Annotated in this window: 8 protein-coding genes; 7 read left to right on the forward strand and 1 reads right to left on the reverse strand. The window is 36.6% G+C overall.

Annotated features, from left to right (window positions below; genetic code table 11):
• Positions 1-558 precede the first annotated feature (558 nt).
• The 7 genes from B0M43_RS16135 to B0M43_RS16165 all read left to right on the forward strand — a co-directional run bounded on the left by B0M43_RS16135 (position 559) and on the right by B0M43_RS16165 (position 13,849).
• Positions 559-3,699 carry a TonB-dependent receptor gene (locus tag B0M43_RS16135; protein WP_246860136.1) on the forward strand — a complete coding sequence of 1,047 codons (3,141 nt, stop codon included), beginning with the start codon at positions 559-561 and terminating at the stop codon, positions 3,697-3,699.
• 19 nt (positions 3,700-3,718) lie between these two features.
• The gene (locus tag B0M43_RS16140; RefSeq protein ID WP_078007323.1) at positions 3,719-5,611 is read left to right on the forward strand and encodes a RagB/SusD family nutrient uptake outer membrane protein; all 1,893 of its coding nucleotides are present in this window, start codon (positions 3,719-3,721) and stop codon (positions 5,609-5,611) included.
• 17 nt (positions 5,612-5,628) lie between these two features.
• Entirely contained in the window at positions 5,629-6,792 is a 1,164-nt protein-coding gene (locus B0M43_RS16145) for a SusF/SusE family outer membrane protein (RefSeq protein WP_078007322.1), read from the forward strand.
• 141 nt (positions 6,793-6,933) lie between these two features.
• Positions 6,934-9,057 carry an RICIN domain-containing protein gene (locus B0M43_RS16150; RefSeq protein WP_078007321.1) on the forward strand — a complete coding sequence of 708 codons (2,124 nt, stop codon included), beginning with the start codon at positions 6,934-6,936 and terminating at the stop codon, positions 9,055-9,057.
• Between the two features lie 111 nt (positions 9,058-9,168).
• Entirely contained in the window at positions 9,169-12,414 is a 3,246-nt protein-coding gene (locus tag B0M43_RS16155; RefSeq protein WP_168199950.1) for a TIM-barrel domain-containing protein, read from the forward strand.
• Between the two features lie 227 nt (positions 12,415-12,641).
• Complete coding sequence (locus B0M43_RS16160) at positions 12,642-13,322, forward strand: DUF1080 domain-containing protein (protein WP_078007319.1); 681 nt, start codon at positions 12,642-12,644, stop codon at positions 13,320-13,322.
• Between the two features lie 56 nt (positions 13,323-13,378).
• Positions 13,379-13,849, forward strand: coding sequence for an energy transducer TonB (locus B0M43_RS16165; protein ID WP_078007318.1), 471 nt, complete (start codon positions 13,379-13,381; stop codon positions 13,847-13,849).
• Positions 13,850-13,943: 94 nt separating this feature from the next.
• Here the strand turns inward: B0M43_RS16165 and B0M43_RS16170 are convergent, their stop codons facing one another.
• The gene (locus B0M43_RS16170) at positions 13,944-17,894 is read right to left on the reverse strand and encodes a two-component regulator propeller domain-containing protein (protein WP_078007317.1); all 3,951 of its coding nucleotides are present in this window, start codon (positions 17,892-17,894) and stop codon (positions 13,944-13,946) included.
• Positions 17,895-17,911: the final 17 nt, after the last annotated feature.

The following is a 17,911-nucleotide window of genomic DNA, read 5'->3' on the forward strand; positions in this document are numbered from 1 at the left end:
TGAGATTATAAATAGTAAATATCCAGAATTTGCATGAAATCATTACGGACTAAAAACTTATTTCACATAGATCTTAAAGAGCTTAAGCAGATGTACCCAAATCTAACTTCAATAAAGAAACTTTGCGACTCTGCGAGATTATTTAGAGGTACCTAATTTTCATATAATCTCTCATAAACTTCAATTCATTTAATCAATCAATAAAGTAAACTTTCATTATGGAATCTCATAAATGAGCTTTTTTGTTTCATATCGCTTAGTTTCAGTGTTTTCGGGGCTGTATGAAACATTTAAACATAATTATGAAACAAAATGGGATTAAAATTATGTGGTCATTATCCTAATTTGGTCAGAAATTTAAATGGCGTTTTTTAAGAGATAAATTATAGTATCGATAAAAAATAATGAAATATTTTATGATGTATTTAAAAACAGTGTCAAAAACCACTTGATTTATATTCATAGTATTATTCTGATTTTTTGAAATATTTAATAAAACAATTAAAAAGAACATTTGAAAAAACTAACTAATAACCAACCAAAAAAAATTAAACCAAAATGGAAATTAAACCGACCTGGAAAATGTCATCCATTGTTCTAAGCTTATTTACTTTGAGTAGATTTAAGTTTAGTAAAAGTGGATTGATTTGCTTATTCTTTGTAATGCTCAGTGCAGTAAATAGTTATGCACAAACGGGCAATTCGCAGAATGCTGTAAAAGTAACCGGAACCGTAAACGATTCAAAAGGATTGTCGTTACCCAGCGCTACAGTACTTGAAAAAGGAACAAAAAATGCCGTAACCACAGATTTCGACGGAACTTTTACGATCAATGTATCTTCTCCCAAGGCCATACTTGTATTTAGGTTTATCGGAATGAAAGAGCTCGAAAGACCTTTAAATAATGATAAAAAAATCATCGTAACAATGGCAGATGAAACGAGCGATCTTCAGGCAGTTGTAGTTGTGGGATATGGTACGCAGAAAAAAGCATCAGTTGTAGGCGCGATTGGTACCATAAAGCCATCGTTATTACAAGTAGGAACTTCCCGTACATTAGGAAACAATCTGGCAGGACAAATTACGGGTATTATGGCAGTTCAGCGATCCGGAGAACCTGGCTACGACCAATCGGATATTAAGATTCGTGGAATTTCTACTTTTAAAGGAGGAACAAATCCGTTGGTATTGGTAGACGGAATCGAACGAAACCTAAACGACCTTGATCCATCAGAAATTGAGTCTTTCTCTGTTTTAAAAGATGCGGCAGCAAGTGCTGTTTACGGTGTAAGAGGAGCAAATGGAGTAATTTTGATCAATACCAAAAGAGGTTTTGTTGGCGCGCCCAGAATACAGGTAAGAACCGAATATTCCATTCAGGAACCCACTAAATTACCTGAATTTATTGCCGCTGCCCCTTATATGACTTTATTGAATGAATTAGCTGCTGAGCAGGGCAAACCACTTTTGTTTTCAGAAGATCGTATTGCAAAAACAGCCAGTAAATACGATCCTGATTTATATCCGGATGTAAACTGGATCGATGCCATTACTAAAGATTATGCCTTTACTTCAAGATCTAATCTGAATGTTGCCGGAGGATCAGAAATCTTGAGATATGCATTAACAGCTTCTTATTATAGTGAAAAAGGGATGCTGGCAAGAGATCCCAACCAAACATACGATTCAGAAACCAAACTAAACAGGGCCAATGTTCGTACAAATGTCGATGTGAATGTTTCAAAAACGACTTTGCTGCGCGTCAATATTGGAGGTTTTTTACAAAATCTAAACAAAGGAAACAGCAGTACAGATACACTTTTTGGCACTGCTTTCGAAACAACTCCTTTTGTTCATCCTGCCATTTATTCAGACGGAACTATTCCCAGAGTTTTTGCACGTGAAAATCCATGGGCGATGAGTACACAGCAAGGATATTATAAACAAGGAGGCAGCAAGATAGAAAGTTTAGTTTCATTAGAACAAGACCTTAAAGATCTTACACCGGGTTTAAAAGCAAAATTCACCTATTCGTTTGATTCCTATTCTGAAAACAGAGTTACACGTGGTAAATCACCGGATTATTATAATGTAGCGACCGAAAGAGATCTTGATGGAAGTTTAATACACGGAACTGTACAGGCGTATGGACAGGAATATCTGGGATACGATAAAACAGCTGAGTTTGGTAACAGACGAGTTTATCTGGAAGCCAATACGACGTATAACCGCACTTTTGGCAAACATGATTTAAGCGGACTATTATTATTCAATCAGGACAGTTATAACGACGGAACTGCACCTCAAGCTTTTAAGCATCAGGGATTAGCAGGAAGAACTTCGTATACATTTGATAGAAAATATGTTGGGGAATTTAATTTTGGTTATAACGGATCAGAAAATTTTGCAAAAGGAAACCGATACGGCTTTTTTCCATCTGTAGCAATGGGCTGGATTGTCACCGAAGAAAAATTTATGGAACCTCTTAAAGATATTTTTAATAAAATCAAACTGCGTGGTTCTTATGGTTTGGTAGGAAATGATAACATTGGTGCCAACAGAAGATTTGCTTACCTCACTACCATTAGTGATACTAACGATTCAGACTATTGGTTTGGTACGGGACAAGGAGTAAAATTTGAAGGAATTGAAGAAGGGCAAATTGGAGTGAACGACCTGACCTGGGAAAAAGTGGCAAAAACAGACATCGGTATCGAATTGGGATTATTCAATATGATGGATTTGACCGTTGATATCTTTCAGGAAAAAAGAAAGGACATTTTTGTAGAAAGAAATACGGTTCCCACTCAGGCAGGTTTTATTAATGCACCCTGGGCCAATTTTGGAAAAATGGAAAACAAAGGTATCGAAATAGGGTTTAATCTTAACAAACAAGTAACCGCTGATTTCTTCATGAGCTGGCGTTTTAATTTTACTTACGTAGAAAATAAAGTGACAGAAAGAGACGAAGCTGCTGCTGTAAAAGGTACGTACCGTTCCGGAACTGGCATTCAAAACAATACATTATACGGTTATACTGCAACGGGCTTATATACCAGCGACGATTTTGTTGCGCCGGGTGTATTAGCGCCAGGCATAGCAGTACCAACATTTGGAACATCTTTACGTCCTGGCGATATTAGATATCAGGATAGAAACAATGACGGAATCATAAGTGGTTTAGACGAAGGTTTTATTGGCGGTACAACAGATCCCCAAATTGTGTATGGTTTTGGAAATAACCTAAAATACAAACAATTCGATTTTAGCTTTTTCTTTCAGGGAGTAGGTAAATCAGAACGAATTATTGGAGGATCGAATTTTATACCGGGAAGCGGTACAGGTACTTTAGGAAATATTTATTCGAATTATAATGACCGTTGGACCGAAGAAAATCCAAGTCAGGATGTGTTTTGGCCAAGATTGAGTTACGGGCCTAATGTAAACAACTCTGTAGCCTCGACATGGTGGAAAAAAGACATGAGTTTTGGACGTTTAAAAACGATGGAAGTAGGCTATACTTTGACAAAAACCATGGCCGAAAAAATGTATTTGCAAGGTTTAAGGATTTACATCAGCGGAAACAATTTGTGGTACATCTCTAATTTTAAACTTTGGGATCCCGAGTTGGCTACAGGAAATGGGTTGAAATACCCATCTACGAAATCAGTGCTGTTTGGATTATCAATAGCGTTATAATTTTAAAAAATAAATCAAAATGAAAAATATATACATTAGAGCAATATTCCTTTTTTTGGGACTATTATTATCGACTTCATGTTCTGATTATTTAGATAAAGAAAGCGATACCGAACTTACTCTGGATGGCGTTTTTGAGAGTAAAACAAAAACAGAAAACTGGCTGGCCGGATGCTACTCCAGAATTCCTGATCCTACCTGGGGATATACAAGAAGTTTAGGATGGGAAATTTTAGGAGATGACATGACGCCATCAGAAAGATGGCGCCAATACGACTGGCAGGTAATACCTTTTGTTCTGGGAGACTGGTCTGTAGGATCACAATGGAGTCCTGGATATTGGAACAATCTTCCGCAAAGAATAAGAGAGTGCAACCTGCTTATCAAAAATATTAAACCATTACCGGAACAAAATCTAAATACCGATGAAGTCAGGTTAATGATTGCCGAATGCCGATTTTTAAAAGCGTATTATTATTCACTTTTAATAAATACTTACGGGCCAATTCCTTTTAGTCCGGATGAAATTACACCCGTAAACTATAATCTTTCAGATTTACAGGTAGGACAAACACCATATGATGAAATTGTTGCCTGGATCAATAAGGAACTAAAAGAGGTTGAAACAATTTTGCCTGCATCGTATTCTGATGGAAGAAAATTTGGTCGCGCCACCTCTATTATGTGTAAAGCCGTTAGAGCCAGAATGCTGCTTTTTGCAGCAAGTCCGCTTGTAAATGGTAATTCTGATTACTCGAATCATATGACCAAAGATGGGAAGCCTTTATTTAATTCTTCTTATGATGCCAACAAATGGAAAATTGCCGCAGATGCCAGTAAAGATTTAATCATGAGCGCAGAAGCAGCAGGCCATAAATTGTATACTGAGATGAATGCTGCCGGAAAAATCGATCCTTTTTTATCGTGTCAGAATTTGCATCTTATCGAAGCCAGCAGAGGAAATACAGAAGTTTTGTTTGCCCGTCCTAATGTTGATTCTAAAGAATATGACAGACATACCGCGCCAACAGGAGCGGGAGGAGCTGGGGGATATGGCGTAACACAATCTTTGGTAGATGCATTTTTTACCGCAAATGGTTTGCCTATAACCGATTCTAATTCGGGATATGTTGAGACAGGTTTTTCTTCTCAGGATGGTTTCTGGCCGAACGGACTAACAAAATTTAATGAAGCAAAAGCTCCGGGACTGGTAACTCTTGCAGGTACTTATAACATGTATTGCAACCGCGAACCAAGATTTTATCTGGCAGTAAATTTTGATGGTGTTTGGTACACTGATGGAGATAATGCAGGAAAAGATAAAGGAAGAAAGCTGGAATTTTTTAATGGAAAAAAAGACAATAACAATACACATGATGCTCCGCAAAATGGCTATCTAGCCAGAAAAAGAACCGATCCGACAAGAAACCCAACCATTGGTTATTTTGCACCGCGTCACGGAATTTTATACAGATTAGGAGAAGCCTATTTAAACTATGCAGAAGCGCTTAATGAATTTGATCCGGGCAATCCTGAAATCTTGCTTTATGTAAATAAAATTAGAGAAAGAGCAGGAGTAAGAACGTATACAACCGGCGGAACTGATGACCAGAATATTCATGTAGAAAGCAATCAGGAAAATATTAGAAAGATCATCAGAATGGAGCGTAGAGTAGAACTTTGTACAGAAGGAATACGTTATGATGATTTAAGAAGATGGAAACTGGCAGAAACGGTTTTAAACGGTCCTTTTTACGGAATGAACTTTAACGGTAAAAACGCTACTGAATTTTATCAAAGAACAGCATATCAAAACAGAACATACAGAAAATCTTTTTACTGGTTTCCAATATATCTGGCAGAGATCGAAAAAAATCCTAACCTAATCCAGGCACCGTTCTGGGACAAATAACTAAAAATCAAAACAAAATGAAAAATATAAAAAATATTATCTCATTTATAATAATGAGTTTGGTTTTTGTCTCCTGTGAAGACAACGGATTGGAAAATGCAGGATGGCTTAAAGAACCTGATTTTGCCAATCCTTTAACGATGACTCTTTCGGGTAAAGAAATTGTATTGGTTAAAGAAAATGCAGCAGCAAATGCAATCACTTTTACATGGACAAAAGGAAATGACAGAGGAGCCGGAACGACCTTAACCTACTTTTTTCGAATGGATCTTGTAGGTAATAATTTTGGTGAAGGTGCTGCACCGGGAACCAGTACGACAATTACAGAGCAAATTCCGGATGGTGTTTTTACAAAATCGTATACCGTAGGAGAGTTAAACGCTTTGTTGCTTAAAAACTTCAAACGTCCCGGGGATGTTATCACAAATCTTGAAGTGCAAATAATAGCAAGAGTAGATAATACCGCACAATACCAATTACCGGAAGTATCAACAACGAGTTTTGCTGTTACAAGTTACAGTCCGGGGCCATTACCGCTCTTTATGGTTGGTGATGCCATAAGTGGCGGCTGGGATTACGGCGCAGGAAAAATGCTGCCAGAAAAAACAGAAAGAACGATCTATAATTTTATTGGAAATTTTGCCATTGGTTCATTCAAAGTTATCGAAAAGCCCGGAAGCGAGTTACCGTCTTACGATCCTGTAGAGGGAAATAAAATTATTTACAACGAAACGAATCCAAAAACAGACGATAATGTTTTTAAAGTAGCCGAAGCAGGCCGTCATTCCTTTTATTTGGATATCGATCAGAAAGTCTATGCTTTTGGTTATGTGCCGTATGAAAATGTTTACATGGTAGGAAATGCGATCACAGGTATAGGGTGGGATATCGGGAAAGCCAAGCCAATGATATGGGATCCTAAAAATCCTGAAGTATTTACTTTTAAAGGACAATTTGATGCAGGCGAATTTAAACTTGCTTTAGATCTGGGCAACTGGGGCGGCAGGTTCTTAATGCCTGCTGCAAACGGTACTGTAATTAAAGGCGAAGCGTCTGATAACAAGACAATGCAATTAATGCCAAACGGTCAGCCGGATAATAAATGGGTTATTGAAACAGGAGGACAATATGAACTTATCGTTAATCCGGCAAAAATGACAATTGTATTAAAGAAACTGTAATTGTTTTTATAATGAGAAAGACAAAACTTTTCAATCATTTAGTATTGGAAAGTTTTGGATTTTTTTCTTCTATTAGAAGCTTACTTTCTTAACAAAAATTACAAAGCGATTTATTAAAAATAAGATTAAAAACCACAAATTATGATACAAATTAAAAGGCATAGTTATACTCTCAGGAATCAATTGAGATTGCGTTTTGCAGTATTTTTAATGTTTATAGGTTTAGCCGTTCCTGCACAGGCACAGCTTAGTGGCAATCCTTTGTTTACCGGCGCAGATCCCGAAATTCATTATTTTAACAATAAATATTACATTTATACGACAGCCATTTACGGCACACAGTTTCACGCCTATTCTTCAAATGATCTTACCAATTGGCACGACGAAGGTCTTATTTTCGATCTTTTTCCCGATAGTCCATGGTCGCAATATAATGGCTGGGCGCCGGCAGTTGTTTTTCGAGACAATAAATATTATTTCTATTATACTGCCGAAACCAAAATAGGAGTAGCCGTTGGTAATACACCCATTGGTCCTTTTACAGATATTGGCGCACCGCTTATAGCAACAGATCCTTATACAGATGATATTATCGATGCCAACGTTTTTATTGATGACGACGGGCAAATCTATATTTATTATGGAGGATCAGGCAAAAGCCGAATGGTCGTACGCAAATTAAATCCGGATATGATTTCACTGGCCACCGGACCTACAGATATAACACCACAAAATTATACCGAAGCACCTTATATGGTAAAGCGCAAAGGCATTTATTATATGACGTATTCTAACGGATCCTGGTTTAATGATACGTATAACGTACAATATTCCACTTCAAATTCTCCTCTGGGGCCATGGACTTACAGAGGAAAAATATTAAGTTCTAATGCCGAAGACAAAGGCCCCGGACATCATGGAGTATTAAAAATGGGCAATTGCGATGAATATTATATCATTTACCATCGATATGAAAATGGCACTTCGGGAGACAGGAAAATTGCCATTGACAGAATGTACTTTAATTCAGCAGATTTAATTGAGCCTGTTAATATGACCAATTACGGTGTTGCTCCCAGAATACCGGATCAATCTTGTCCTACACAAGGTATCGTTTCGGGAGGTATTTATAAATTAACCCATAAAGGAACCAATCAATGCTTGGATGTTTTGAATAACGCAAGTCAGTCAGGAACAAACGTACAGCAAAGTACAGACAACGGCAGTGATGCACAGCGATGGGTGGTGACACTAGAAGCAGATGGATTTTATAAACTCACCCATAAAGGAACGAATCAATGCCTGGATGTTTTTCAAAACAGCAGCGTTCAGGGAGCTAATGTCCAGCAGTCGGCAGATAGCGGTAATGATGCACAACGCTGGAAAATAGAAATGATGTCAGATGGTTATGCTAAACTCACCCACAAAGGAACCAATCAGTGTCTCGATGTAGACAATAACAGCAGTCAGTCAGGTGCCAATGTACAACAATGGGCAGATTTAGGAACAGATGCCCAAAGATGGAAAATAGATCTTATTGAAGTGCCAATTGTGTCGGGAGGAATTTACAAACTAACTCATAAAGGAACAAACCAATGTCTTGATGTGAGTGATGCAAGTACGCAGCAAGGCGCGAATGTGCAGCAATATACAAGTAACGAAAGCGATGCGCAGCGTTGGGTGATTACAAAAGAATCTGATGGTTTTTATAAATTAACGCATAGAGGAACCAATCAATGTCTGGATGTGGATAATAATAGCAGTCAGGCTGGAGCCAATGTACAACAATGGGCAGATTTAGGAACAGATGCCCAAAGATGGAAAATTGAATTGATGAGTGACGGTTATTTTAAACTGACACACAAAAACACCAATTTGTGTCTTGATGTAGCAAATAATTCGGCAGAACCAAGAACAAATGTACAGCAGTGGACCGATAACGGCAACGATGCACAACGCTGGAAACTCGATTTAGTAAAACCGATAACCACTTTGGGAACAGCAAAATTTTCGAATTCAGCATTAAATAGCGAAGGTGTTACATCGGTTTTGAATGTATATCCAAATCCGGTCGGGAATACACTTTCTTTTACTTCAGAAATGACAAACATTCAGATTCGTCTTTTTTCTGAAACAGGAAGTTTAGTGAAGGAGCAAATACTAAAAAATAACAGTTTAGATGTTTCGGGTTTAGCAACGGGAATTTATTTTGCTGTTTTTGAAAAAGACGGAACAAAAATGACCAAAAGATTTATTAAAAAATAAAAGCAGAATAAGCATAAATACTTTCAATAAAATCATTCAGATTACATAAATTCATTGGTTTTAATGACAGCATTGAAAGTATTTATTTTAAGATTAATTTTAAAAGAGAATATGAAAACAAAAAAACTTTTAGTTACCATTTTTTGTCTCGCTTCTACAGTTTTAATGGCTCAGGAATACCAACCTGAAGCCAATCCAAAAGCAGTGATAGTGTCAGGAAATGCCAGATTTACGGTGCTTTCGCCTCGTGTAATACGTATGGAATGGAGTTCAGATGGTAAGTTTACAGACAACGCTTCGCTAACATTTGTAAACAGAAACCTTCCGGTACCCAAGTTCACAAAAAAAGAATCTAAAGGCGAACTGCAAATTGTAACTGATGTCTTAAAACTTAAATTTAAAACCGGTCAGGGTAAGTTTACCGATAAAAACTTAAGTGTCGATTTTATGGTGAACGGAAAAACGACTTCCTGGAAACCCGGATTGGCCAACACAAGAAACTTATTAGGAACAACCCGAACTCTTGATGGAGTTGACGGACCCGCGAAAGAACTGGAAAAAGGAATCATTTCCCGTGATGGCTGGTATTTGATAGACGACAGCGAACGCCCTCTTTTTGATAATTCAGATTGGCCTTGGGTAATGGCGCGTCCCGGAGATAAACCTCAGGATTTATACTTATTTGCCTATGATTCTGATTATAAAACAGCCTTAAAAGATTATACTGATATTGCAGGTAAAATAGCCATGCCGCCACGATTTGCTTTTGGTGCCTGGTGGTCACGCTACAGAGAATATTCGGATACTGAATTTCGCGATCTTGTTGGCGAATTCAAAATGCATGACGTTCCGCTTGATGTATTTGTAATCGATATGGACTGGCACATAAAATCATTGCCCGAATTCTTCAAAAACGGACAAAGACAAAGAGATCAGGCCGGTGAAGATGCCGGATGGACCGGTTTTACATGGAATAAAAACTTGTTTCCTTCTCCTGAAAAATTCTTAAAATGGACAGATGAAGAACATCTTAAAACTTGTCTTAATCTGCATCCTGCTTCGGGAATACAGCCTTTTGAAGAAGTATATCCTGAAATGGCAAAAGCAATGGGAATTGATCCGGCGACAAAAAAATATGTGCCTTTTGATATTACCGATAAAAAGTTTGCTACAAATTATATGAATCTGGTATTGCATCCTATAGAAAAAGCAGGAGTAGATTTCTGGTGGCTTGACTGGCAGCAATGGGGAAGTACCAATATTCCCGGAGTTAATCCTACCATTTATTTAAATTACGTGCATTACAGCGATATGGAGCGCCAAAACAAAGTGCGTCCGCTTATTTTTCATCGTTGGGGAGGACTTGGCAATCACAGATATCAAATCGGGTTTTCAGGTGATACGCACGTATCCTGGGAATCATTGAATTATCAGCCTTATTTTACGGCAACTGCGGCCAACGTAGGATTTGGTTATTGGAGCCACGATATTGGCGGTCATCAGGGCGATGCCGGAACTGCCGAACTGTATACAAGATGGATTCAGTGGGGTGTTTTTAGTCCAATATTTAGAACGCACGCTACTGCTGCACCACAACACGAAAGACGTATTTGGGCGTATCCGCTTGATAATTTCCTGATCATGCGAGAAGCTTATCTTACGAGATATTCTTTGGTGCCGTATTTGTATAATGAAGCACGTAATACTTATGAAACAGGCGTTTCTACCGTTCACCCCATGTATTACGATTATCCGAAAGAAGAAAATGCGTATTCTATAGCCAACCAGTATATGTTTGGTCGCGACATGATTGTAAATCCTATTACAAAACCTATTGAAAATGGAAATATTGCCGTGCAACACGAAACCTGGTTACCAGAAGGAAAATGGTACGAAACCAGCACAGGAAGTATCATAAAAGGCGGTAAAAAAATCACAATGCCATTTACTTTAGGTGATATTCCTGTTTTTGTAAAAGAAGGAGCAATTATTCCGATGCAGCCAAAAGTACAAAGAACAGACGAAAAGCCTTTAAATCCGCTAATTCTTTCTTTTTATCCGGGTAAAAAAGGCACTTTAAAATTGTATGAAGATGAAGGCAATAATAACAATTTCAAGAAAAATGCTTTTACTTTTACAACCATTACTTCAGCACAATCCGGTAATAAAACTAATATTGCAATAGGAGCAGCAGAAGGATCATTCCCGGGAATGTTAACTTCAAGAGGATATGAACTTCGTTTTCCTTGCTCTTTTCCGCCAACAGCTGTAACTGTAAACGGGCAAAATATTCCTTACAGTGCAGAGGCTAAAGCAGGAAGCTGGTCGTACGCCGGAAATGATTTCGAAACACATATATATGTATCAGAATTACCAACCAATAAAACCATTTTGGTTGAGGTACAATTTCCTGATTACGATCAAAAGCTTTTATCAGGTAAAAAAGGACAAATTAAATACATGAAAAATTTCGAAGCTTTCCGTTTATTACATGATTGGAATGACGGTTTACATAGCCCTTTCGAAATAATGTCGCTTTCTCAATTTGGTCAAAGTTTGGAGTACAACATTACAACCATAAAAAAAGAAATCGACGGATTTGGAGATCGCTGGAACAATGCACTCCTGACAATTCAGTCGGTTAGTGAAGCAAATAAAGCCTACAAACCGTATTATGAATTGCTTAAAACTTACGGAAGTATTGCCGAAAGACCAGATTTTAAGGAAGAAACAGAACTGAAATCTGATACCAAAGCACAAGTTGAATTTGTACAAAAAGGTTCCGATAAAATATATTACACAACAGATGGTTCAATTCCAACAAGCAATTCGCAATTGTACACAAAACCGTTTGAAGTTACAGTACCTGCGCGCGTAAATGCTATTGCATGTCTTGCGGGCGAAGGTTCTTGCAGTTCTGTTGTTTCAAAAATATTTTACAATAAAAAAACAGGATTAAATTACAGTCTTTATAAAGGAAAGTGGAGTAAAATGCCTGATTTCAGTAAATTAACTCCGGTTGATAAAGGATTTGCACCGGATTTTGATTTAAACAAAATCAAACATGACGCTAATAATTACGGTTTAGTTTATAATGGTTTCATTAATATTCCGGCCGATGGAACATATACTTTTTACATCGCATCAGATGATGGCAGTAAATTGTACATCAACAATCAATTGCTAATTGATAACGACGGATTGCATGGTTTTGATGAAAAGAAATCTGAAATAACATTAAAAAAAGGACTTCTGCCAATTCGATTAGAATATTTTCAGGAAAGTTATGGCGAAGGTCTTTCTGTTGAGTTTTCATCAGATAAAATGGCCAGAACCAGTCTTTTCCCTTCAATTTAATTTTGTGTTTTTTTAGTTGAATTATAAAAATAAGGATGGGTTTTGGCTCATCCTTATTTTATGTTTTAAAGCCATTTAAATATAATAGGCGAATAAGCAGCTTTTTGCTAATTTTACTCGGAACGGATATTCGATTTATATCTACAATTAACCATAACAAAACAACCATGAATTTACTGATCGAATTAAAAAATGATTTTCAGTAAGTTTATACTAAATAGTAAAAAATGAAAAAAGTAATAATTGCAGTAGTGATTTTGTTTGCAGCACAAACGATTCAGGCACAGAAAGGTTTTAAACCTCTTTTTGATGGAAAAACAACAAAAGGCTGGCATTCTTACGGTAAAAATTTCGCCGGAGCAGGATGGAAGGCAGAAAATGGCGTATTGCATTTTGATCCCGATGCAGCAAAAGACGGACAAGGAGGAGATTTAGTAACCAATGCTGAATATGCAAATTTTCATTTAAAATTAGACTGGAAAATTGCTCCCAATGGCAATAGCGGCATTCTTTTTTATGTGAATGAAGATGCTGCAAAATATCCCAATACTTTTAGTACAGGCCTTGAAATGCAGGTTTTGGACAATGATGGCCATCCTGACGGAAAAATCACCAAACACCGTGCGGGAGATTTATACGATTTAATTCAAAGCAAATCAGAACCTGTAAAACCAGTTGGAGAATGGAATTCAGGCGAAATTATCAGCAAAGACGGAAAATTAACTCTTATTTTAAACGGAGTCGTAGTTGTTGAAACCGTACTTTGGGATGATAATTTTAAAAAATTAATTGATGGAAGTAAATTTGCGACCTGGCCTGGTTTCGGAACATTCAAAAAAGGAAAAATAGCGCTGCAGGATCACGGAAATAGTGTGTGGTATCGCAATATTGTACTAAAACAATTATAAGGGAAGAAGCGGGGAAATTTTGTTTCTGATGTAAGTATAACACAATCCAATAAATAATGAAGAAAAAGTTTTTTTTACTTTTTAGTTGTATCATAATGGCAAGCTGTCAAAAAGATAAAAGTAAACCTGCAATTGTCAATCCTCCTTTAAAAGTGGAAAAGGAATCTCAAAAAACGACTGTATTAGAACATAATGTACAGGAAAATGACCATGAAATTTACAATCATTCATTGGTAGACTCTATGCCTAAATATCCGGGAGGTATCAATAAGTTTCATGTTTTTTTAAAGAAGAATTATGTTGCACCAAAAGAAGCAGTCGAAAATGAAGCTTATGGAGGAGTCTTTGTCAATTTTGTAATTGAAAAAGACGGATCGTTGTCTGATATAAAAGTTCTTCGTGATTTTGGTTATAAATCGGGAGAAGAGTTGGTAAGAGTTTTAAAGTTATCGCCCAACTGGAAACCTGCGATAAAAGATGGATACCGGGTAAGATGTTTGTACAGCGTTCCTTATTATGTTCAGTAAATAAAATTTTAAAAATTAGCTATAAAAAAAAACTGCTAAACGAATGGTTTAGCAGTTTTTGAGCTTACTCTTTACAAGATAATTACATCGTTTTTTATTTGTTCATCGCAATATATTCAGATGGCGTCATCGAAAAATGTTTCTGAAAGTTTCTGCCAAAACTTGTTTGCGATTTGTAGCCCACTTTTTCGGCAATTTCATACATTTTAAAATTCTCATTCAAAAGCAGTTCTGCTGCTCTTTTCAAGCGTACAATATTGATGAGTTCATTCGGGCTTAAATTCGAAATATCCTTTATTTTTCGGTATAAAGTCGATCGGCTCATATTCATGATTTCTGCCAGAGATTCTACACTTAAATCAGAATCAGTAATGTTTTTTAAAATTTCCTCGTCCAGTTTTTTAAGGAATTTTTCATCCGTTTTATTGTGTGCAATACTTTTAATATGCGAAAGAGGCGAACTCGCATAATAATTCATAATCTGTTTTCGGTTTTCGATCAGGTTATTGGCCTGAACTTTCAAATAATCCATCGAGAAAGGCTTAGCAATATAGGCATCGGCACCGGCTCCAAGGCCATCAATTTGAGATTTTAGCGAGTTTTTAGCCGTAAGCAAAATAACCGGAATATGGCTCGTTTCCAGATTGGCTTTAATTTCTTTACACAAAGTAATCCCGTCCATAACAGGCATCGAAACATCACTTATGACCAATTGAATATTTTCGTTGTGAATAATTTTCAGGGCATTTTCGCCATTATCTGCTTTTAAAACCGTGTAGACCGACGACATTTCTGCGGTAATAAAATTCAGTAAATCCTCATTATCTTCTACAATCAAAAGCTGAGGTTTCTCGTGTTTGTTTTCGATTTCAGTAGTTTCAGCTTCTGTTTCAATTTCTTCTTTTTCAGGTTCATTATAAAACATAAATTCTTCTTCCTGACGAAGCGGCACCACAAGTTCAAAAATATTCAGTTTCGAATCCGGAATTACCTGCAAACTTCCGTGATGCAATTGTGTGAGCGAATGTGCCAGCGAAAGTCCAATTCCGGTTCCGGAAGTTGCATCCATATTATCGACCCTGAAAAACGGCTCGAAAATTTTATCTTTCAAATGAAACGGAATCAAATTCCCGTCATTCTTTACAATCAAAGTCAGTTTCTTTTCGTCCCTAAAAAGTGAAATAGAAGCCTTTTCGTTGGCATATTTAATGGCATTGCTCATCAAATTACTCAGGATTTTTTTGAAAGCTTCTTTGTCTACAAAAGCAAAAATATCTTTATCGCCCAGTTCCAGTTCAAATTCAATGGCTCTTTCCTCAATCAGTTGACTGAATCTTAAATGAAAATTACGAACCATCGACGAAATATTCGCTTCGACAAAAGTCAGTTTCAATCCGCCAATTTCCGACTTTCTAAAATCCAGTAATTCATTGACCAATTTCAACAATCGCGATGTGTTTTTTTTCATTATAGAAAGATTCTGAGGCACTTCAGGCAACTGATGTTCCATCACCAGAAGTTTTTCCAAAGGTCCTTTTATCAGCGTCAACGGTGTTCTGATTTCGTGCGCTACATTGGTAAAAAAATCAATTTTAGCCTGATAGATTTCTTTTTCTTTTTCGTCGTTGAGATGCTTTATTTTTCGATTGTTTTTAATCTGGGTTAAGTTTTGTGAGTATCGAATGATGTAGTAAAATGAGCCGCAAACCAGTAGAAAGTAAAATAAATAAGCATAAGAACTCGCCCAAAACGGCGGCAGAATCCTGATTTTTAATTCTATCTCTTTACTCCAAACCCCAAAACTATTCAGTGATTTTACTTTAAAAACATAATCTCCCGGTGCGAGTTCAGTAAAAAAGACCTTATTGTTGCGCTCGAGATAAACCCAGTCATTATTTACGTTTTCCAATTTATACCAATATTCGGTAAGTTCCGGAGCGGTATAATTTAAAGAAGCAAATTCCAAATTAAACGAGGATTGATTGTTGTTCAGTTCCAGTTCATCAATATGCGAAATAGATTGCTCTATAGGAGAATCATCCTGGTTGGCATTAATATCTTTATTGTTGATTTGCAAATTGGTAATAAAGATAGACGGAGTGTATTTGTTTTTGGTAAAATTCTTCGGGTTGAAACTGATCATTCCGTTTAGGTTCCCAAAATACATATCACCGTTTGTATCTTTAAACGCCGATGCATAATTAAACTGATCGCTCAATAAACCGTTTGCCGTGGTATAAATCTTAATGCTTTTATGGTCAGGACCAAATTTTACCAAACCTTTAGAAGTGGTCAGCCATAAATTTTTAGCATCATCTTCTAAAATAGAATATACAACATTGCTGGGAAAACCATTTTTGGTAGTGAATTTTTTAAAAGTCCTTGTTTTTTTATCCAATAAATCCAGACCGTTTTCAGTGGCAAACCATAAGTTTTTCGAACTGTCTTCAAAAATATAATTGATAGAATTATTGCTAATGCCGTTTGGATTTTTGTAATCATAAATAAAAACCTCTTTCTTTTTGTTTTTTGGATTATAATAAAACAAACCATCGCGATAACTTCCGGCCCATAAATTTCCTTCGCTGTCTTCTTTATAATTCGTGTAATGCGTGGTTTCCGGAAATATTTTTAAAATGTCGAAATTATCATTTTGCTCATTATATTTATAAAGCCCCATTGTCGTAATCACAATCAATTCATCTTTTTTGGTTTTATAAAAAGAAAAAATAAAATTACTTCGCAATCCGGATGATGGATTATTGGCAGTGTAATGCTTGATCACCGCACCCGTATTTCTGTCTAAAACATCTAAACCATGCTCAAAAGTTCCCACCCAAATCTTGTCTTTTCGGGGCATCAGGGCATGTATATTATAATACGAAACACCGTTTTTGCTTCCGTTAGGTAAATACGAGGTAAACTGCTGTTTTTTAGGATCAAATCGGTTTAAGCCCGCATCTTCAGTTCCAATCCAGAGATCGCCTTTGTCGTCTTTATGAATTTCCCTTACGGCGCTTCCGCTAATAGAGTTTTGTCCCTTTTGCGGAAAATATTTCTTGAATTGCGTGTATTGTTTTTGATGGTAATTAATACCGCCAAAATAGGTGCCAATCCAAATTCCGTTTTCCTTATCAATAGTGATCGAATACGCCGCATTGTCGGAAATGGCATAAGGATCATTGTAATTTTTTTTGAGATTTACATTCACTTTTGTTTTCAGGTTGTAAACATAAACGCCTGATTCGCTGGCAATCCAGAGTTCGTCGTTGCCTTTCGTTTTAAACTGCCGAACATAAACCGGATTTTTACCCGAAAATTGTAAGCCCACAGTAGTTTTATTGGGGATATTGTAAACCAAAACCCCATCTTCCTGTGTACCAATTGCAATATTATTTTTATCTAATGCATAAATAACGGTAATCCTAAAATTTGCCGAATTTGCCGGAGGCGTTATCGGAATATTTTCAAATGAAAGATTTTCTTCAGAATAACGGTAGATTTTGTTTAGGGAAGAAGCCCAAATCTGGCCATTCGCATCCCGCGAAATCGAAGTCACGATAAAATATTTATTGGGATTAAAAGTTTTGGTTTCCTTTTTTACCGTCGAATATTTGTACAGAATATTGCCTGAAATAAACCAGATATTTCCGTTTTTATCGTGGTTGATGTCGTTGATCCTGTCATTAATAGCTTCATTTAAAACAGTAAACTCATCCGTTTTTTTATTGTACTGATACAAACCTTTATCTGTACCTACCCAAATTACACCTTTATATTCATGAAGAGACTGAATATAATTGCTCCCTAAACTATGAATCGGGTTGCCATTACTGCGATAGGTTTTAAACCTGTAACCATCAAACCGGTTCAGGCCATCTTTGGTTCCAAACCACATAAAACCATCCTCGTCCTGTAAAGAAGTCAAAACCGTGTTGTTGGAAAGTCCTTCCTCGACCTGAAAATGTTTAAAATAATATTCTTGTGCCTGAATAAAATTTATTGAAAAAATCAATAAAAATGAAAAAAGAAAGAATTTACGCATTGTTGTGTTATTTAAGA

Origin of the sequence: Flavobacterium sp. KBS0721, assembly GCF_002007065.3 — a bacterium.
Taxonomy (GTDB): domain Bacteria; phylum Bacteroidota; class Bacteroidia; order Flavobacteriales; family Flavobacteriaceae; genus Flavobacterium; species Flavobacterium piscis.